The organism is Diaphorobacter sp. B2A2W2 (assembly GCF_056730635.1).
Map to the genome: position 1 here is coordinate 17,127 of NZ_JBWZOR010000010.1, position 18,760 is coordinate 35,886.

Sequence of the window (18,760 nt, forward strand, 5' to 3'; positions counted from 1 at the left end):
TGCAGCAAGCCCGGCCCCTGGAGGGGCCCGGCATCAGGGTGTTCTTACTTGGCTTCGGAAGCGGCAGCGCCGGTAGCAGCGGCAGCAGCAGCATCAGCAGCCGCCTTGGCGGCATCGGAAGCTGCGTCGGTAGCGGCAGCAGCAGGTGCCTCGACAGAGGCTGCGGGCGCGGGAGCAGGTGCGGGCTCAACAGCCGGTGCGGGAGCGGGAGCCTCCACAGGAGCGGGAGCAGGTGCGGGCTCTTCCTTCTTGCCGCAGGCGGCGAGAGCGGCAGCAGCGATCAAAGCAGCCAGAACGACGGAGTTCTTCATTTGGTGTCCTATCAAGGGGAACGATTGTTATCAAACAGCCCAACGCCGCCATCCACGCGGCCTGTCAGGCAGTGGCGCTACGCTTTGCGAAGCAAACGCCGGGGGCAAAACCAGTTCGAAATTATAGAAAGATTTCGTCAATAGTGGATAACACGAATAACTGGCTACCCTTGTTACAAAGAGGGTGAATCCGTCACAGGCCAAGTACGGATGCAGGGAATCCAGGAGTGCTCTTGCGGTCTACCCACTCCTGCAGCGATTCGCGCAGGATGATGCGGCGCTCCGGCTCGGCGCCGGCGACGCCGTTGCACCGCACCGGGTCGTGCCGTTGTAGCGCCCACAGCGGCGACCACAGTGCACTGGGCACATCCTGCGGATCTGCGACGGACGCCTTGCGGCAGACAATGATGTGGTCCCAGCGCACGCGCCACTGCACAAAGCGCGCGTGCCGCCGCACGATTTCATCGAACCCCGCCGCCACCAGCACGAAGCGCCGCCCCGCCCGCGCCCAATCCTGCAGGGAATCGGCCACGGAGCGCTCCCCCAACGGCCAATCGTGGAAGCTGGCGTCCGACAGGATGAGCTCGGGCCAACCTTCGCGCGCAGCGCATGCCAGGGCATCGCGCACCAGTTGCTGAAATGCCACCCGCCCTTCAAACCGGCCAGCGGGCAGCGATGACTGTGCGTGCGAGATGGCGTCTTCCATGGTTTGTCTCCGGCGGCGACACGTCAGGCCTGCGCGCCCGCATGGGCCCAGCCTGCCTCGCACCAGGCGGACAGCAGCTCCAATGCTTCATCGCTCGCCCGCGCGAGGTCCCGCGAGCCCAGGAGACGCTCGTCGGCCAAGCGACGCATCAGTACCGCATCGCGACCGGCCGCGCGATAGCTTTCGCCGTTGATGAACACATGCCTGTCGTCATACATCATGCGCGTGCGCCGGTCCAGCACCACGCTCTCCAGCATGCCCGCCGGAGACGGCTCGAACCACACGTTGGGCTTGGGTTCGGTCAGAGCCTCGCCCAGCGCGCACTCCAGCGCCTGAGGCTGCTGCAACGCGCGCTGCACCGCCTTGCGTGCGAAGTCTTGCAACGCGGCCGGGATGGCTCCCGGGTTCGCAACAGCGGACTGCTGTGCGTCACGGTAGATGGCCCCCTCCTCGTCGGCCGCCGCCTCCGCCATGCGCTGCAGCACCTCATGCGCCAACTGGGCACCATTGGGCGAGCGAAAGCCGATGGAATAGGTCATGCATTCCCCCTCGGCAATGCCATCGTGGGCCCAGCCCGGGGGCAGGTAGAGCATGTCGCCGGGCTCGAGCACATGCTCTTCTTCGGGCTCGAAAGCCGCGAGGATCTTCAGCGGCAAGCCGGGGCGCAGCGTCTTGTCCTTTTGCCGGCCAATGCGCCAGCGCCGCCGCCCATGGGCCTGCAGCAGGAAGACGTCGTAGTTGTCGAAATGCGGCCCCACGCCTCCGCCGTCGGTGGCGTAGCTGATCATCAGGTCATCAAGCCGCGCCTCGGGCACGAAACGGAACTGCTGCAGCAGCGCGTGCACGGCATCGTTGTGCAGATCCACGCCTTGCACCAGCGCGGTCCAGCGCGGCGTGGCCAGGGACGGCAGGGAGCGGCGTGCCAACGGCCCGTGGCGCAGCACCCATTGGCCGGCCTTGTCCTGGATGAAGCGCGACTCCACACCGTCCTGCCCCGCCAGCTCCAGCAGTTCGGCGCGACTCAGCAGCGGCTTGAAGCCGGGGATGGCCTGGCGCACCAGCAGCGGCTTCTTGTGCCAGTGGCGGCGCATGAACTGCGCCGGGCTCAGGCCCCCGAGCAGGGCCAGCGGTTGTTGAACGTCCATGGAATCAAAATGGCCGCGCGCGCGGCAGGGCAGTGAACTGCGACAATTCTCCTATGGAAATTACCGAACAATGTGTAGTCGCCTTGACCTGGGTCTTGAAAGACACGCTGGGCGAGGAACTGGATGTGCTCGACGATCCCGTGGAATTCCTCGTGGGGGGCGACGACCTGCTGGGCCGCATCGACCAGGCCCTGCAGGGCCATGGCGTCGGCGCCGAACTCTCGCTGCACCTGGAGCCCGAGGAAGCTTTTGGGGACTACCAGGACAAGCTGCTCTTCCTGGAGCCCCGCCAACTGTTTCCCGCGGATATCGAAGAAGGCATGACGTTCGAGGGAACGGCTTTGCCCCAAGGCGTCAACCCCGATGCACCGCGCGACGCGCTGTACACCGTGGCGCAGGTCTACCCTGAGCACGTGGTGCTGGACGGCAACCATCCGCTGGCAGGCATCGCACTGCGGCTGCAGCTCAAGGTGCACGCGGTGCGCGAAGCCACGGAGGAAGAAATCGGCCGTGGCACAGCGGGTACGGGGTTCTTCCGCATTCAGCCGCAGGCGCCGGGCAGCGACCTGATCCACTGAACCACGCACCTTTCGACACACAGCCCCAAAAGACGGGCTCCCCTCGGGAGCCCGTTGTGTGTGCGCGGCGCCGCCATCGGCGCGTCAATCGTCTTACATGCGCGATATTTGTCCGCCATACAGCCGCACGCGGTCGCCGGTGCGCAAATCGCCTGGCGACGGCACTTCGTACACCCGCTGGCCGCCCCGGTCCAAGTTCACCGTGATGCGATAGGCCTCGTAATCGCCGGTGTTATTGCGGCCTTCGATGGCGTTGCCCGCCACCGCGCCACCCACGGCCCCGATGGCGGTAGCCGCCGTGCGGCCGGAGCCCGAGCCAATTTGATTGCCCAGCACGCCGCCCACGACGGCACCCAGGATCGCGCCAGCGCCGGAGGTGCGGTTGCGCGCCTGCAGTCCCTCGATGTAGGCCACGGTGCCGTACTCGGTACCTTGCTGGTTAGGGTAGGTGGTGTATCCCGGCGCCGGTTGGCTGGTGTAGCCGGGCGTCGGATGGTAGTCAGAATAGCGCGGCTGTTCGGCGCAGGCGACCAGTGCGCCAGCCACCAGCGCGGAGCCGGCCAAGGCGATGAAGCGGGAATGAGGACGCATGGAAATCTCCTTGGTTCAACAATGCAAGCATGGCTACATGAAAGCGGCCACCCATTGGCAGATTGAAGCACCGCGGCATCCTGCACGCTGCCGGCCATGCCCGGCGGGCCTCGTAGTGAAGTGCGCACCCGCCATGTAGGCAGGTGCCGACAGCGGCGCTGGCGCTCAGTGCTTGCCTGTGGAGCCGTAGCCGCCCTCACCGCGCTCGCTGGCCGGAAACTCCTGCACCAAGTTGAACTGGGCTTGCACCACCGGCACGATGACCAATTGCGCCAGGCGCTCCATGGGTTGCAAGGTGAAAGCCTGGGGGCTGCGGTTCCACGCGCTGACCATGAGTTGCCCCTGGTAGTCGCTGTCGATCAGGCCCACGAGGTTGCCCAGCACGATGCCGTGCTTGTGGCCCAGCCCCGAGCGCGGCAGGATCAGCGCGGCATAGCCCGGGTCCTGAAGGTAGATGGCGATGCCCGTGGGCACCAATTGCCAGGCGTTGGGCTCCAGCGTGAGCGGCGCATCCAGGCACGCGCGCAGGTCCAGCCCCGCGCTGCCGGGCGTGGCATACGTTGGCAATTGATCCGCCATGCGGGGGTCGAGAATCTTGACGTCGATTTTCATGGGAGCAGAGGTTCAAAGGAATGGTCGCGCGGTGTCACGCCGGCAGCACCGCGGGCCGAACCCGCGATCATCGCCCAACCGGTGCGCCCCTACCCGCTCAAATGGCGGCAAGGCGCCGCGCGATCTCCGCCACCAGCTGATGGCCCAGCGCTTCCTTTGAAGCACGGGGCAGTTCACGATGGCCCTGCGCGTCGACCAGCAGCAGCGCATTGTCGTCCTGCCCGAACGTGGCCGGGCCGATATTGCCCACCAGCAACGGCACGCCCTTGCGCTCGCGCTTGGCGCTGGCATGCTCCAGCAGGTTCTCGCTCTCGGCGGCAAACCCCACACAGTACAGACGGCCAGCGCGCGCGCGCTCGGTGCGCGCCACCGTGGTCAGGATGTCGGGGTTTTCCACAAACTCCAGCGCCGGCACGTCGCCCGAGCCGTCCTTCTTGATCTTGTGCAGCGCAGCAGTGGCGGGACGCCAATCCGCCACCGCGGCCGTAGCTATGAAAATAGTAGCTTCTCGCGCTTGCTCCTCAACGATTGCAAGCATATTTTGTGCTGAACGCACGTCGATGCGGCGCACGCCGCGCGGGGTGGGCAGGTGCACCGGCCCGGCGACCAATGTGACCTGTGCGCCAGCGGCACGCGCCGCGCGGGCAATCGCAAAGCCCATCTTGCCGCTGGACAGGTTGGTAATGCCGCGCACTGGGTCAATGGCCTCGAAGGTGGGGCCTGCGGTAATCAGCACGTGCTGGCCCGTGAGCAACTGGGGGGTAAAGAAGGCCTCCAGTTCCTCCAGAATCTCCGCGGCCTCCAGCATGCGGCCGTCGCCCGTCTCGCCACAGGCCTGGTCGCCAAAGCCCACGCCCAGCACCGTCGCGCCGTCGCGCGCCACCTGAGCCAGGTTGCGCTGCGTAGCCGGGTGGCCCCACATCTCGCGGTTCATGGCGGGGGCCAGCAGCAACGGCACCCGATCCCGGGGCCGTGCCAGACACAGCAGGCTCAATAACTCGTCGGCCCGCCCCTGCACCAGCCGCGCGATGAAGTCCGCGCTGCACGGCGCAATGAGGATCGCGTCCGCCTCGCGGCTCAGGTTGATATGGGGCATGTTGTTCGCCTCGCGCGCGTCCCACTGCGAGGTGTAGACGCTGCGTCCCGACAGCGCCTGCATGGTCACGGGCGTGATGAACTGCGCAGCCGCCTCGGTCATGACCACCTGCACCGTGGCGCCGGCCTTCACCAGCAGCCGGCACAGTTCCGCCGATTTGTAGCAGGCCACGCCGCCGCTCAAGCCCAGGACAATGTGTTTGCCAGCCAACTGTTCGTTCATGGGGGCGCAATTTAGCAGAGGGCATGGCCCCTGCCACTGCGTCCCTGCAGTGGGCTGATTACAATCCCAATTTCCCACCACCATCAAAGACATGACCAAATTCGTCTTCGTCACCGGCGGTGTGGTGTCTTCCCTGGGCAAGGGAATCGCCTCAGCCTCCCTTGCCGCGATCCTCGAATCGCGGGGTCTCAAAGTCACCCTCATCAAGCTCGACCCGTACATCAACGTGGACCCGGGCACCATGTCGCCCTTCCAGCATGGTGAGGTCTTCGTGACCGACGACGGCGCCGAAACCGACCTGGACCTCGGCCACTACGAGCGCTTCATCGAAACGCGCATGAAGCAGGCCAACAACTTCACCACCGGCCGCATCTACCAGTCCGTGCTGGAGAAGGAGCGCCGCGGCGACTACCTTGGCAAGACCGTGCAGGTGATCCCGCACGTGACCAATGAAATCCAGGAGTTCATCAAGCGCGGCGCCGGCATCGGCACGCCAGACGCCGTGGACGTGGCCATCTGCGAGGTGGGCGGCACGGTGGGCGACATCGAGTCGCTGCCCTTCCTGGAGGCGGTGCGCCAGCTCTCGCTGAAGCTGGGCCCGAACAATTCGGCCTTCGTGCACCTGACCTACCTGCCGTGGATCGCCGCGGCCGGCGAACTCAAAACCAAGCCCACGCAGCACACCGTGCAGAAGCTGCGCGAGATCGGCATCCAGCCCGACGCACTGCTGTGCCGCGCGCTGCACGCCGTGCCCGAGGAAGAGAAAGAGAAGATCTCCCTGTTCACCAACGTGGCCGAATGGGGCGTGATCTCCATGTGGGACGTGGACACCATCTACAAGGTGCCGCGCATGCTGCACGAGCAGGGCCTGGACGGACTGATCTGCGACAAGCTGCGCCTGAACACACCGCCCGCCAACCTCAAGCGCTGGGACGACCTGGTGTATGAGACCGAGCACCCGCGCGGCGAGGTGCAGATCGCCATGGTGGGCAAGTACGTGGAACTGTCGGACGCCTACAAGTCCGTCAACGAAGCGCTCAAGCATGCAGGCATGCAAAGCCATGTGCGCGTGAAGATCACCCACCTGGATTCCGAGACCATCACCGACGACAACGCCGCGCAACAGCTGGCGCAGTACGACGCGATCCTGGTGCCCGGCGGCTTCGGCAGCCGCGGTGTGGAGGGCAAGATCTCCACCGCCCGCTATGCCCGCGAGCACAAGGTGCCCTACCTGGGCATCTGTCTGGGCATGCAGGTGGCCACCATCGAATATGCACGCCATGTGGCGGGCCTGGCGGGCGCCAACTCCACCGAGTTCGACGCACACTGCAAGCACCCCGTGATCGCCCTCATCACCGAGTGGAAGGACGAGGACGGCACCATCAAGACGCGCGATGCCAACTCCGACCTGGGCGGCACCATGCGCCTGGGCGCGCAGTCCTCCGACGTGCAGCCGGGAACGCTGGCCCACAGCATCTACGGCGACGTGGTGACCGAGCGCCACCGCCACCGCTACGAGGCCAACGTGCAGTACCTGGACAAGCTGCGCACCGCCGGCTTGGTGATCTCGGCGCTCACGCAGCGTGAGCACCTGACCGAGATCGTCGAGCTGCCCAAGAGCGTTCACCCCTGGTACATCGGCGTGCAGTTCCACCCCGAGTTCAAGTCCACGCCCTGGAGCGGCCACCCGCTGTTCAACGCCTTCATCAAGGCGGCCGTGGAACACCAGAAGCCAGCGGCGAAAGCCTGATTGGAAGGAAAGCCCATGCAGCTGTGCGGATTCAACGTCGGCCTTCAACATCGCTTCTTCCTGATCGCGGGCACCTGCTCCATTGAAGGCCTGGAGATGTCGCTCGACGTGGCCGGCCAACTCAAGGAGGCCTGCGCGCCGCTGGGCATCCCGCTGATCTACAAGGGCTCGTTCGACAAGGCCAACCGCTCGTCCGGCACCAGCAAGCGCGGTGTCGGCCTGGATGCCGGTTTGAAGATCCTGGACGAAGTGCGCCGCCAGCTGCAGCTGCCCATCCTGACCGATGTGCACGACACCTCGCACGTGGCCGAAGTGGCCAGCGTGGTCGACGTGCTGCAGACCCCGGCCTTCCTGTGCCGCCAGACGGATTTCATCCGCGCCGTGGCGCAAAGCGGCAAGCCGGTGAACATCAAGAAGGGCCAGTTCCTTGCGCCCTGGGACATGAAGAACGTCATCGACAAGGCCCGCGCCGCCGCGCGCGAGGTGGGCCTGTCGGAAGACCGCTTCCTGGCCTGCGAGCGCGGCGTGAGCTTTGGCTACAACAACCTCGTGGCCGACATGACCAGCCTGGCCGAGATGCGCAACTCCGGCGCGCCCGTGGTGTTCGACGTGACCCACTCGGTACAGAAGCCCGGCGGCCTGGGCGCCGTGAGCGGCGGCGCGCGCGACATGGTGCCCGTGCTGGCCCGCGCCGGCGTGGCCGTCGGCGTGGCGGGCCTGTTCATGGAAACGCACCCCAAGCCCGCCGAGGCCTGGTCGGACGGCCCCAACGCCGTGCCGCTCAAGCACATGCGCGCGTTGCTTGAAACGCTGGTGGCGCTCGACGACGTGACCAAGAAGAACGGTTTTCTCGAAAACAACTTTGGAGCCTGACACCATGCCCAGCGGCTACATCATCGCCAACGTCCGCGTGACCAACCCCGCGCAGTACGAGGAATACAAGAAGTGGTCCACCGCCGCCTTCGCGGCGCACAACGCCGAGATCTGCGTGCGTGGCGGCCAGGTGGAGGTGATGGAGGGCGACTGGCAGCCCGAGCGTGTGGTGATCGCCAAGTTCCCCAGCTTCGAGGCGGCCAAGGCGTTCTACCATTCGCCCGAATACGGCAAGGCCCGTGCGGCGCGCGAGGGCGCGGCCATCATGCGGCTGGTGTGCGTCGAAGGCCTTTGACGCTACCTATTTGATAGCTGCCAGCGCTTGATGGAAAAGCGCTAGCGGCCAATTTGATTAAAAACTCCCGCAAAAGGAAACCCATGAGTGCCATCGTTGACATCGTAGGCCGCGAAGTGCTGGACAGCCGCGGCAATCCCACCGTCGAATGCGACGTGCTGCTGGAATCGGGCGTGATGGGCCGCGCGGCCGTGCCCTCGGGCGCGTCCACCGGCTCGCGCGAAGCCATCGAGCTGCGCGACGGCGACAAGGCCCGCTACCTGGGCAAGGGCGTGCTCAAGGCCGTGGAGCACATCAACACCGAGATCAGCGAGGCCGTACTGGGCCTGGACGCCTCCGAGCAGGCCTTCTTGGACAAGACCCTGATCGACCTGGACGGCACCGACAACAAGAGCCGCCTGGGCGCCAACGCCATGTTGGCCGTCTCGATGGCCGTGGCCCGCGCCGCCGCCGAAGAGTCCGGCCTGCCCCTGTACCGCTACCTCGGCGGCATGGGTGGCATGCAGCTGCCCGTGCCGATGATGAACGTCATCAACGGCGGCGCGCACGCCAACAACAGCCTGGACCTGCAGGAGTTCATGATCATCCCCGTGGGCGCGCCGAGCTTCCGCGAGGCTGTGCGCTGGGGCGCCGAGGTGTTCCACGCGCTCAAGAAGATCATCCACGACAAGGGCATGAGCACCGCCGTGGGCGACGAAGGTGGTTTTGCGCCTTCCGTGGAAAACCACGAAGCCGCCATCCAGCTGATCCTGCAGGCGATTGAAGCCGCCGGCTACACCGCGGGCGAGCAGATCGCCCTGGGCCTGGACTGCGCCGCCAGCGAGTTCTACAAGGACGGCATGTACGTGCTCGAAGGCGAAGGCGGCTTGCGCCTGACGGCCCAGCAGTGGACCGACATGCTCGCCACCTGGTGCGACAAGTACCCCATCATCTCCATCGAAGACGGCATGGCCGAAGGCGACTGGGACGGCTGGAAGACCCTGACCGAGCGCCTGGGCCAGAACGTGCAGTTGGTGGGCGACGACCTGTTCGTGACCAACACCAAGATCCTGAAGGAAGGCATCGACAAGCGCATCGCCAACTCGATCCTCATCAAGATCAACCAGATCGGCACGTTGACCGAGACCTTCGCCGCCATCGAGATGGCCAAGCGCGCCGGCTACACCGCCGTGATCAGCCACCGCTCGGGCGAGACCGAGGACTCGACGATCGCCGACATCGCCGTGGGCACCAACGCCGGCCAGATCAAGACCGGCTCGCTCTCGCGCTCCGACCGCATCGCCAAGTACAACCAGCTGCTGCGCATCGAAGAAGACCTGGGCGACATCGCCTTCTATCCCGGCCGCGCCGCGTTCTACAACCTGCGCTAAGCCCACCCGCACCGCTGCGCCCCGCCATGGGCACACGCATCGTTCCGCTCGCCCTGCTGCTGCTCCTCGTGGGGATCCACGCGCAGCTGTGGACCGGGCGCGGCAGTGTCGGCCATGTAGAGGACATGCGCCGGCAGATCGCCGCCCAGCAGGCGGCGAATGCGCAGGCGCGCCAGGCCAATGAGCGCCTGGCCGCCGAAGTGCAGGACCTGAAGGACGGCCTGGAGATGGTCGAGGAAAAGGCGCGCAGCGAACTGGGCATGGTCAAGCCCGGCGAGATCTACGTGCACGTCACCCCGGCCCGCAAGTGAGCCCCTCGCCCGGCCCCGTGCCCGGCGCTACGGCGGTGCGCATCGCCATCCTGGGTGCGCACACGCCCGCGTGTGCAGCCTTGCGCGACGGCATCGCACAGCACTGTCCCGCGCTCGCAGTCGCGCTGGCCGGCCCCGATCTGCCGGCCCTGCCGGCGGACCTCACGCTGCTGTGCGCACTGGACCTTCCCGATGCACACGAGCTGCAACTGCGCGCCGCGCTGGCCCAGGCCGGCACGGCCTATCAGGTGCTGTACGGGCCGCCAGCGGCGCAACTTCGCAACGCACTAAATGCTATTGATTTAATAGCTACTCGCGCTTACCCATCAAGCGCAGAAGCCGAATTGGAGTCGGAACCCAGCCGTCCTCGGCTGCGCGCTTGGGGTTGCGAAGAATGCGTGGAGCCCCAGTGCGAGCACCGGCTGTTCACCGCGCTGCGCGGCCTGGGTGCAGGGGCGTGAGGCGGACGCTTCACGCTCGTTGAAGCGCGACCGCCTGCAGCGCCGCGGCGCGCAGGCTGGGTCGCAAAAGCCGCCCAGAGCGGCCGCCTGGATCACTGCATGCGCGACGGCGCGGGCGGCTGCTTGTGCGGATCGGTGAACAGCTGCGCGGCATCCACCGGGTCGAAGTGGTACTGCTGGCCGCAGTATTCGCAGCCCACCTCGATGTTGCCACGCTCCTCCAGGATGCTCTCGACCTCTTCCGTGCCCAGGCTGCGCAGCATGTTGCCCACACGCTCGCGGCTGCAGGAGCACGCGAAGCGCGGGCCGCTATCGCCCTGCTGAGGCGCAAAGCGCAGCAGTTTTTCCTCCCAGAACAAGCGGCGCAGGATGGTGTCCACGTCCAGCGTGAGCAGCTCCTCACGCGTGAGGCTGCTCGCCAGCGTGGCGATACGGTTGTAGTCCTCGTTGCGGCCGATCTGGTCCTCGTCCTCGCGCCCATGGCCGCCGGCCAGGTTGGCCTCGCCCTTCAGGGGCATGCGCTGGATCAGCACGCCCGCGGCCACCTGGTCGTTGGCAGCCAGCACCAGGGTGGTATCAAGCTGCTCGGACTGCAGCATGTAGTGCTGCAGCACGTCGCTGAGTTTGTGCAGCTTTTCCTGGTGATCGCCATACAGCGGCACCACACCCTGGTAGGGCTGCTGGCCGGGCAGACGGTCCTTGGGGTCCAGCGTGATGGCGCAGCGCCCGCCGCCGCCCACGTTCACCATGTCCGGCAGGCCCGCGTTCGCGGGCAGTTCGCCCGACACCGACGCGGTGGCGCGCAGGCTCAGGTCGGACCGCACCTCGGCCACGGCCAGCTTGACGGGGCCGTCACCAAAGACCTGCAGCACCAGCGCGCCGTTGAACTTGATGTTCGACTGCATCAGCACGCCGGCGGCGGCCATCTCACCCAGCAGCTCGCTCACGGGCGCGGGGTATGGCCCCGTTTCGGTGTTGGCCGCGCGGCGGCGCAGCAGCTCTGTCCAGGCGTCGGTCAGGCGCACGATCATGCCGCGCACGGGCAGGCCATCAAACAAAAACTTGTGCAGTTCGGACACGCAGTATTTCCAGTCAATCAACGGCCGGGCTATTACCCCAGCTTGCGCAGACCCGCCTTGAAGCGGCGCGCGTTTTCCATGTAATGCCGCGCACTCTGGCGCAGCCCTTCGATCTGCTCGGGCGTGAGCTGGCGCACCACCTTGGCCGGACTGCCCAGGATCATCGATCCGTCAGGAAACTCCTTGCCCTCGGTGACCAGCGAGCCGGCGCCCACCAGGCAGTTGCGGCCGATCTTCGCGCCGTTGAGCACGATGGCGCCAATGCCGATCAGTGATTCATCCCCGACGGTGCAGCCATGCAGCATGACCTGGTGGCCCACGGTGACGCGCTCACCGATCACCAGCGGCTGGCCGATGTCGGCGTGCAGCACGCTCGCGTCCTGCACGTTGGTGCCCGCGCCGATGGTGATGCGCGCCGTGTCGCCACGCACCACGGTGCCGAACCATACGCTGGCGTCCTCGCCCAGCACCACGTCGCCCATCACCTGGCCACTGTCGGCCACCCAGGCCGATGCGGCTACCTGCGGCGCCACGCCGTCGAGTTCATAAATCGCCATCGCTTGTCTGTCTCCGTTGTTTGTGTAGGGGGAACCTAGAATTGTAGGGATGGAGCTTCGCCAACGTGCCCTGGAGGTCTTGCGCCTCTGCGACCCTGAAGAAAAATCGGCCGCAGCGCTGGATATGTATGCGCAAGCAGCTCGCATTTCAATAGCGAAAGAAACGCGTCTCACCGCCCCGCCCGCCGACACCCTGCCCGGCCGCCCCGCGCGGCCGCAGTTGCTGCACCACACCGCCGTGGCACGCCGCTCGCCCGCCACGCCCGAGGGGCGCGCGGTGCTGATCCACGCCATCGCCCATATCGAGTTCAACGCCATCAACCTCGCGCTGGACGCCATCTGGCGCTTTGCGGGCATGCCCGAGACGTTCTACCGCGACTGGCTGCGCGTGGCGGCCGAGGAGGCGAAGCACTTTCGCCTGCTGCGTGACCACCTGCGCCGGCAACTGCACCATGACTATGGCGACTTTCCCGCGCACCAGGGCCTGTGGAGCATGTGCGAGAAGACGGCCGACGACATCGTGGCGCGCATGGCCCTGGTGCCGCGCACCCTGGAGGCGCGCGGACTGGACGCCACGCCGCTGATCCAGCACAAGCTGCGCCAGGTCGGTACACCGGACGCGCTGGCCGCCGTGGCGATCCTGGACACCATCCTGCGCGAGGAAGTGGGCCACGTGGCCATCGGCAACCACTGGTACGGCTGGCTGTGCACGCGCGCCGGACTGGACCCCGTGGCGCACTACGCCGCGCTGGTCCAGCGTTACGAAGCCCCCCGCCCGAAGCCGCCGCTGAACGAGGCGGCACGCCGCGCCGCCGGTTTCAGCGAGGCGGAGATGCGCTGGCTGCAGCACGGCTGAATCGCCTCCAGCCGCACTGCCATTCCCCAGCCATCGGGGGTTCTTCCCTACAATGCCAGCAGCGATACGCCACGCCGCTGCCGCCAGCCCTCGCGCCTGCGGCGGCATCCGCATCGCCCGGTATCCCGCACACGCCCAGGCATTCCATGACGAACCCCACACCTCCCGCTTCTCCCTCGGCGGCCGGCGCCTCCCAGGCTGGCAGCACCGGCTCCATGATCGCCCGGCAGGCCATCATGAACGGCCAGCAGGCGGTCGTCGGCTACGAACTCTTCAACCGCTCGCGCTCCACCGTCGGCCACACGGCCGCCAGCGACGTGATCCTGGTCTTCACCGCGCTGTCGCATGCGGGCACCGAAGAGCTGGTGGGCAAGATGCTGATTTTCGTGAACTGCACCCACGAAAGCCTGACGGGCGGGCACCTGGAACTGGTGAACCCCGACAAAGTGGTGCTGGAGATCCCTCCGCTGGGCCACGTGGCCGCGGCCGAGGTGCATGCGCGGCTTCCCATCTTGCAGGCGCTGCGCAGCCGCGGCTTTCACCTCGCCTTCAACCACACGGTGCTGGAGTCCACCTACGCGCCCTGGCTGCCGCTGGCCGACTACATCAAACTCGACATGTCGGTGCTTGCGCGCGACCAGCTCGCGGTGCTGATCAACTACGCGGGGCGCCATTCCCAGGCCGAACTGATCGCGGAAAAGCTCGAAACCGCGCAACAGTACGACATGGTGTCGTCCATGGGCGTGGAAATGTTCCAGGGCTACTGGTTCTCGCGTCCCACGCTGGTGGAGGCCAAACTGCTCACCCCCGGCCAGGCGAGCATCGTGCAGCTGCTCAACCTGGTGCGCAGCCAGGCCAGTACCGACGAGATCGAAGAGGTCCTCAAAAAGGATGCTGGGCTGGCCTTCAACCTGATGCGCCTGATCAACTCCGCGGGGCTGGGCATGACGCGCGAGATCACCTCCTTTCGCCAGGCGGTGCTGCTGCTGGGACTCAAGAAGCTGTTCCGCTGGGCCGCCCTGCTGCTCACGGCGGTGCGCAGCGGCGGTACGCCCCCGGCCGTGGGGCAGACGGCCGTGGTGCGCGGCCGCCTCATGGAACTGCTGGCCCAGGAATTTCTGCCCGCCGAAGAAGCCGACCAGGCGTTCGTGATCGGCATCTTCTCCATGCTGGACCAGATGCTCGGCATGCCGCTGGCCTCCGCCGTGGGGCTGCTCAACCTGCCCGAAGAGCTGTCCACTGCCCTGCTACAACGCAGCAACGTGTACGGCCAGCTGCTGACACTGGCCGAAGCCTGCGAGACCAGCGACGACCACACCTTCGACCAGATCGCCCAATCGCTCCACCTGACGAACCAGCAGATCAACTGGGCCCACTTGCAAGCCCTGGCCTGGGCGGACCAGATGGCGCCCGCCTGAGCCACTGCCGCGCCGACCTCCTAGAATCCAACGAACTTCCCACGCCATCCATGTCGAGCCTTCCAGACACCGCCGCACAGCTCCCCGCCGATTCCGCCCAGCCGTCACCCGAGGCCACCGAGGCGCAGAACCAGGTCGTCATCGCACGACAGGCCATCCTGGACGAACAGCGCACCGTCTTTGGCTACGAACTGTTCGACCGGTCCACCGCCGCGGACGCGCACACCGCCGCCAGCGATGCGGCGCTGCTGTTCAACGCGCTGTCGTATGCGGGCTCCGAGGCGCTGGTGGGCAAGAAAACCGTCTTCATCAATTGCACGCACGACAGCCTGGCCGGCGGACACCTGGAGCTGATCCACCCTGAAAAAGTGGTGCTGGAAGTACCCACACTCGGCGCCCAGGCCACGGCCGAGCAGATCGAGCAGTACATCCCCACGCTGCAAGCGGTGCGCACGCGCGGCTTTCGGCTGGCCTTCAGCCAGGACGTACTGCGGCGCGCCTACAGCAGCTGGGTGCCTCTGGCCTCGTTCATCAAGCTGGACATGCAGGCCTTCAAGCCGGAGCTCGCCGAGCCGCTCGTGAAGTTCGCCCAAGCCCACTCGCAGGCCACCCTGGTGGCCGAGAAGGTAGAAACGGCCGAACAGTACCAGCGCATGGCTTCGCTGGGCGTGAAGCTGTTCCAGGGCTACTGGTTCGCACAGCCCTCGCTGGTCAAGGCGCAAACCATCCGTCCCTCGCAGGCGACCATCATCCAGCTCATCAACCTGGTGCGCCAGCAGGCCAGCACCGGAGAGATCGAGGAGCTGCTCAAGAAGGACCCCACGCTGTCCTTCAACCTGCTGCGTTTCATCAATTCCTCGGGCTTCGGCCTGTCGTGCGAGGTGACCTCGTTCCGTCACGCGGTGATGATCCTGGGCCTGAAGAAGCTGTTCCGCTGGGCGGCACTGTTGATGACGACCTCGCGCGCCAGCGGCTCGCCGCCCGCCGTGGGCCAGACGGCCGTGGTGCGCGGCCGCCTCATGGAACTGCTGGCCGCCGAGCTGCTGCCCCCCGAGGAATGCGACAACGCCTTCGTGGTGGGGGTCTTCTCGCTGCTGGACGCGATGCTGGGCGTGCCGCTGGAGCGCGCCCTGGAAACGGTGGCCCTGCCCCAGCCGGTGCTTGACGCACTGCTGCACAACAAGGGCGTGTTCGCCCCCTTCCTCGAACTCACCAAGGCCTGCGAAAGCGGTGACGACGAGGCTTTCGCGCGCACGGCCGAGGCGCTGCACCTGTCCAACCGCCAGGTCAACTGGGCCCACCTGCAGGCCCTGGCCTGGGCCGAGAGCCTGACGGCCGACGAATAAACCCGATGCCCCCTGTGCGCGGGCCGGCCGGCGCGCGCACGGGGCAGCCGTCAGTTCAGGCGGATGTTGGCGGCGCGGATGATGCGCGCGTTGCTCTGCGACTCCGCCGCGATCTGCCGGCGAAATGCCTCGGCGCTGCCGCCCGTGGGCACGTTGTCCGAAGCCTCCAGGCGCGCCTGGATGTCGGGCAGCGCCAGCGCGCGGTTGATCTCGGCATTCAAGCGCTCCAGCACCGCGGCCGGCACGCCCGCTGGCGCGAACATGCCGAACACCGAATTCAGGTTGGCCGCGGGCAGGCCCAGTTCGCCCAGCGTGGGCACGTTCGGCAGGGTGTTCAGCCGCGCGGGCGCACCCACGGCCAGCGGGTGCAGCTTGCCCGCCTTGATCTGCTGCATCACGGCCGGGCCGGCGTTGGTGGACAGCACCTCGAACTGACCCGAAAGCGCATCGTTCAGTTGTTGCCCGCCGCCCTTGTAGGGCACGTGCGTGATCTGCACACCGCTGCCCTGCATGATGTGTTCCAGCATGATGTGGCCCAGCGACGCCAGCCCCGATGTGGCCCATCGCACCTGGCCCGGCTGCGCCTTGGCGGTCGCCAGCAGGCTGCGGAAGTCACGCTCCTTGGCGGCCTGCGTGCCCAACAACAGCACGGGCGAGTACATCACGCTGGCCACGGGCACGATGTCGCGCGTTGCGTCGTACGGCGGCGTGCCCAGGTGCGGGTTGAGCACCAGCGGGCTGATCGCCGAGAAGCCCAGCGTGTAACCATCCGGCGCCGCCTTGGCCACCGCGTCCATGCCGATGGTGCCGCCCGCGCCGGCCTTGTTCTCCACCACCACGGGCGTGCCCAGGCGTTCGGACAGTTTGTCGCCCAACGCGCGGGCGACCACGTCGCTGACGCCGCCCGCGGGATAGGCCACGATGATGCGGATGGGCTTGGCGGGCCAAGTCTGGGCCTGCGCGCCCAGGGGCAGCGCGGCAGCCAGCGCGAGGGAGGCCAGCACGCGACGGCGCACGGAATCTGTCATTGCAACTCCAGAGTTTCAAGAAAGAGCGCGATTTTTCACCCGTTTGCCGCTGTCCGCCGGCACTCCGCGTCATGCCCCTTCAACCGCGCGGATGGTGCTGCGCATGCAGCGCCTTCAGCCGCTCGCGCGCCACGTGGGTGTAGATGGTGGTGGTGGAAATGTCGGCGTGGCCCAGCAGCAGTTGCACCACGCGCAGGTCCGCACCGTGGTTCAACAGGTGCGTGGCAAACGCATGGCGCAGCGTGTGGGGCGACAGCGGCGCGGTAATGCCCGCAGCCTGCGCGCATTTCTTGACGATGACCCAGAACATCACGCGCGACATGGCCGCGCCGCGCTGCGTGACGAACAGGTCATCCGTTTGTTGCCCGCCCAGGATGGCGCCACGCCCCTCGGCCAGGTAGCGCTGCAGCCAGCGGTGCGCCTCTTCGCCAAAGGGCACCAGCCGCTCCTTGCCGCCCTTGCCCATGACGCGCAGCACGCCTTCGGCCAACCCCAGGTGGAAGGTTTTCAGCGTGACCAGCTCGCTCACGCGCAGGCCGCTCGCGTACATCAGCTCCAACATGGTGCGGTCGCGCAGGCCCAGCGGCGTGGCATCGTCCGGCGCATGCAGCAGGGCCTCCACCTGCGCCTGCGTCAGCGTCTTGGGCACGCGCAGCGGCTGGCGCGCGGCTTGCAGGCGCACTGTGGGGTCGGCTGCGATGCGCCGCTCGCGCAATGCCCAGTGGAAGTAGCGCCGCAGCACGGTGAGGCGGCGGTTGGCCGACGTGGCGCGCGTCTGCGCGTGGCGGGCAGCGAAGTAGCCCTGCAGGTGGTGCTCGGCCGTGGCATCCAGCGCCAGCGGAGGGCTCTGCTGCGCCAGCCATTGGGCATACAGCGTGAGGTCCCGGCGGTAGGCGGCCAGCGTGTTGCGCGACAGGCCGTCCTCCAGCCACAGGGCGTCGATGAAGGGGTCTATGGCGTTCTGGCTGTCGGGCAACATGGCGAAAACCATAGCATCAAAAAACGCCCGCGGCAGGCGGGCGTTTTTCAGAGGGCTGGGGACGCGCTTATTCCAGCGTGAGCTTCTGCTTTTGCACCACCTGCTTGTACACGGCGAACTCGGCCTTGATCTGCTCGGCGAACTGCTCGGGCGTGTTGGCGACGATGATCGAGTCGGTGTCCTCGATGCGCTTGCGCACGGCGGCATCTTCCAGCGCCTTCTTCACGCCGCCGTTGATCTTGTCCACCACGTCCTTGGGCAGGTTCTTGGGACCCAGAATGCCGTAGTAGGCCATGCGGTTCACCGGCTCCAGGCCCACTTCCTTGAACGTGGGCACATTGGGCAGTGCCGCCACGCGCTGCGGCGCGGACACCACGATGGGCACGAGCTTGCCGCTCTTGATGAAGGGCAGCGCCGAGGGCAGGTTGTCGAAGATGATGGGCACCTGACCCGCCACGGTGTCGTTGAGGGCCGGACCCGCGCCGCGGTAGGGAATGTGCGTGACGAAGCTGTTGGTGAGGCTCTTGTACAACTCCATCAGCAGGTGGCCGATGCCGCCTGTGCCCGAGGACGCGTACGAGTACTTGCCTGGGTTCTTCTGGATCTCCGCCAGGAAGGACTTGTAGTCCTTGGCCGGGAAGCTGGGGTGCACCGCGATGATGTTGGGCGTGGCCGCGATGTTGATGATGGGCGTGAAGTCCGTGATCGGGTTGTACGGGATCTTGGAGTTGATGGCCGGATTGGCCGCCGTGGTGGACACGGTGGCCACGCCCAGGTTGTACCCATCGGGCGCTGCGCGCGCCGTTTCCTGCGCGCCAATCACGCCGCCGCCGCCCCCCCGGTTCTCCACCACCACCGACTGGCCGAGCGCGCGCGACAGTGGGTCGGCGATCACGCGGGCGATGATGTCGGTGGTGCCGCCGGGCGCGAAGGGCACCAGCAGCTTGACGGGCTTGTTGGGGTAGCCCTGGGCGAAGGCGGTGCCCGCGGTGGCCGCCAGCACCAAAGCCAGCAGGTTGCGACGTTGCATGCGAAATCTCCTCATCAAATTGTGTTTGGTGGAAAAAACGGGGGGTAGGCGGCGATCCTACGGTGCCATGCCGCTTTGACCACCGCGGGCGCCGCGCTGATTTGTTGGGAGTTTCCCCAATCATTCGCGCCGCCGGCCTACAGCGC

Annotated in this window: 21 protein-coding genes; 10 read left to right on the forward strand and 11 right to left on the reverse strand. The window is 66.7% G+C overall.

The window, feature by feature from the left end; all coding sequences use genetic code 11:
* Window positions 1-44: 44 nt before the first annotated feature.
* The 3 genes from AC1PPL_RS15205 to AC1PPL_RS15215 form a co-directional block, all read right to left on the reverse strand.
* The gene (locus tag AC1PPL_RS15205) at window positions 45-311 is read right to left on the reverse strand and encodes a hypothetical protein (protein ID WP_041835919.1); all 267 of its coding nucleotides are present in this window, start codon (window positions 309-311) and stop codon (window positions 45-47) included.
* 193 nt (window positions 312-504) lie between these two features.
* Window positions 505-1,017, reverse strand: a complete 513-nt coding sequence (locus tag AC1PPL_RS15210; protein ID WP_015912652.1) for a hypothetical protein — start codon at window positions 1,015-1,017, stop codon at window positions 505-507.
* A 23-nt stretch (window positions 1,018-1,040) separates the two neighbouring features.
* Window positions 1,041-2,162 carry a JmjC domain-containing protein gene (locus AC1PPL_RS15215; RefSeq protein ID WP_424297702.1) on the reverse strand — a complete coding sequence of 374 codons (1,122 nt, stop codon included), beginning with the start codon at window positions 2,160-2,162 and terminating at the stop codon, window positions 1,041-1,043.
* 53 nt (window positions 2,163-2,215) lie between these two features.
* Between AC1PPL_RS15215 and AC1PPL_RS15220 the strand changes: the two genes are divergently transcribed.
* Complete coding sequence (locus AC1PPL_RS15220; protein ID WP_479973652.1) at window positions 2,216-2,740, forward strand: FKBP-type peptidyl-prolyl cis-trans isomerase; 525 nt, start codon at window positions 2,216-2,218, stop codon at window positions 2,738-2,740.
* A 93-nt stretch (window positions 2,741-2,833) separates the two neighbouring features.
* Here the strand turns inward: AC1PPL_RS15220 and AC1PPL_RS15225 are convergent, their stop codons facing one another.
* The 3 genes from AC1PPL_RS15225 to coaBC all read right to left on the reverse strand — a co-directional run bounded on the left by AC1PPL_RS15225 (window position 2,834) and on the right by coaBC (window position 5,261).
* Window positions 2,834-3,331, reverse strand: a complete 498-nt coding sequence (locus AC1PPL_RS15225) for an outer membrane lipoprotein (protein WP_015912649.1) — start codon at window positions 3,329-3,331, stop codon at window positions 2,834-2,836.
* 165 nt (window positions 3,332-3,496) lie between these two features.
* On the reverse strand, window positions 3,497-3,943 hold the full coding sequence (gene dut, locus AC1PPL_RS15230) for a dUTP diphosphatase (RefSeq protein WP_479973653.1): 447 nt from the start codon (window positions 3,941-3,943) through the stop codon (window positions 3,497-3,499).
* 97 nt (window positions 3,944-4,040) lie between these two features.
* The gene (coaBC, locus tag AC1PPL_RS15235) at window positions 4,041-5,261 is read right to left on the reverse strand and encodes a bifunctional phosphopantothenoylcysteine decarboxylase/phosphopantothenate--cysteine ligase CoaBC (protein ID WP_479973654.1); all 1,221 of its coding nucleotides are present in this window, start codon (window positions 5,259-5,261) and stop codon (window positions 4,041-4,043) included.
* 91 nt (window positions 5,262-5,352) lie between these two features.
* Here coaBC and AC1PPL_RS15240 point away from each other — a divergent pair, with 91 nt between their 5' ends.
* From AC1PPL_RS15240 to AC1PPL_RS15265, 6 genes are all read left to right on the forward strand, one after another.
* Window positions 5,353-7,011, forward strand: coding sequence for a CTP synthase (locus AC1PPL_RS15240; RefSeq protein ID WP_015912646.1), 1,659 nt, complete (start codon window positions 5,353-5,355; stop codon window positions 7,009-7,011).
* 15 nt (window positions 7,012-7,026) lie between these two features.
* Entirely contained in the window at window positions 7,027-7,884 is an 858-nt protein-coding gene (kdsA, locus tag AC1PPL_RS15245) for a 3-deoxy-8-phosphooctulonate synthase (RefSeq protein WP_103737323.1), read from the forward strand.
* Between the two features lie 4 nt (window positions 7,885-7,888).
* On the forward strand, window positions 7,889-8,179 hold the full coding sequence (locus tag AC1PPL_RS15250) for a DUF1330 domain-containing protein (protein WP_103737324.1): 291 nt from the start codon (window positions 7,889-7,891) through the stop codon (window positions 8,177-8,179).
* A gap of 83 nt (window positions 8,180-8,262) precedes the next feature.
* On the forward strand, window positions 8,263-9,549 hold the full coding sequence (eno, locus tag AC1PPL_RS15255; RefSeq protein ID WP_287805605.1) for a phosphopyruvate hydratase: 1,287 nt from the start codon (window positions 8,263-8,265) through the stop codon (window positions 9,547-9,549).
* A gap of 26 nt (window positions 9,550-9,575) precedes the next feature.
* On the forward strand, window positions 9,576-9,860 hold the full coding sequence (locus tag AC1PPL_RS15260; RefSeq protein ID WP_011804436.1) for a septum formation initiator family protein: 285 nt from the start codon (window positions 9,576-9,578) through the stop codon (window positions 9,858-9,860).
* Window positions 9,857-10,321: a hypothetical protein gene (locus AC1PPL_RS15265; protein ID WP_479973655.1), complete on the forward strand. Its 465-nt coding sequence runs from the start codon at window positions 9,857-9,859 to the stop codon at window positions 10,319-10,321. Before AC1PPL_RS15260 ends, AC1PPL_RS15265 begins: the two co-directional genes overlap by 4 nt.
* Window positions 10,322-10,413: 92 nt before the next feature.
* Here the strand turns inward: AC1PPL_RS15265 and hslO are convergent, their stop codons facing one another.
* Both hslO and AC1PPL_RS15275 read right to left on the reverse strand, forming a co-directional pair.
* Complete coding sequence (gene hslO / locus AC1PPL_RS15270) at window positions 10,414-11,400, reverse strand: Hsp33 family molecular chaperone HslO (protein ID WP_479973656.1); 987 nt, start codon at window positions 11,398-11,400, stop codon at window positions 10,414-10,416.
* A 32-nt stretch (window positions 11,401-11,432) separates the two neighbouring features.
* Window positions 11,433-11,957, reverse strand: coding sequence for a gamma carbonic anhydrase family protein (locus AC1PPL_RS15275; RefSeq protein ID WP_011804433.1), 525 nt, complete (start codon window positions 11,955-11,957; stop codon window positions 11,433-11,435).
* 49 nt (window positions 11,958-12,006) lie between these two features.
* Between AC1PPL_RS15275 and AC1PPL_RS15280 the strand changes: the two genes are divergently transcribed.
* The 3 genes from AC1PPL_RS15280 (at window position 12,007) to AC1PPL_RS15290 (ending at window position 15,577) form a co-directional block, all read left to right on the forward strand.
* Window positions 12,007-12,813 (forward strand): ferritin-like domain-containing protein, encoded by an 807-nt coding sequence (locus tag AC1PPL_RS15280; protein WP_479973657.1) that lies wholly within the window; start codon window positions 12,007-12,009, stop codon window positions 12,811-12,813.
* 146 nt (window positions 12,814-12,959) lie between these two features.
* Window positions 12,960-14,231 (forward strand): EAL and HDOD domain-containing protein, encoded by a 1,272-nt coding sequence (locus AC1PPL_RS15285; RefSeq protein WP_103737327.1) that lies wholly within the window; start codon window positions 12,960-12,962, stop codon window positions 14,229-14,231.
* Between the two features lie 50 nt (window positions 14,232-14,281).
* Complete coding sequence (locus AC1PPL_RS15290; RefSeq protein ID WP_088887471.1) at window positions 14,282-15,577, forward strand: EAL and HDOD domain-containing protein; 1,296 nt, start codon at window positions 14,282-14,284, stop codon at window positions 15,575-15,577.
* Between the two features lie 50 nt (window positions 15,578-15,627).
* Here AC1PPL_RS15290 and AC1PPL_RS15295 read toward each other — a convergent pair whose 3' ends face one another.
* The 3 genes from AC1PPL_RS15295 to AC1PPL_RS15305 all read right to left on the reverse strand — a co-directional run bounded on the left by AC1PPL_RS15295 (window position 15,628) and on the right by AC1PPL_RS15305 (window position 18,614).
* Window positions 15,628-16,605: a Bug family tripartite tricarboxylate transporter substrate binding protein gene (locus AC1PPL_RS15295; RefSeq protein ID WP_123675113.1), complete on the reverse strand. Its 978-nt coding sequence runs from the start codon at window positions 16,603-16,605 to the stop codon at window positions 15,628-15,630.
* Between the two features lie 79 nt (window positions 16,606-16,684).
* On the reverse strand, window positions 16,685-17,584 hold the full coding sequence (gene xerD / locus AC1PPL_RS15300; protein WP_123675254.1) for a site-specific tyrosine recombinase XerD: 900 nt from the start codon (window positions 17,582-17,584) through the stop codon (window positions 16,685-16,687).
* Window positions 17,585-17,651: 67 nt separating this feature from the next.
* A complete protein-coding gene (locus AC1PPL_RS15305; protein WP_287926085.1) occupies window positions 17,652-18,614 on the reverse strand; it encodes a tripartite tricarboxylate transporter substrate binding protein BugE in 963 nt (320 codons plus the stop codon).
* Between the last annotated feature and the right edge of the window lie 146 nt (window positions 18,615-18,760).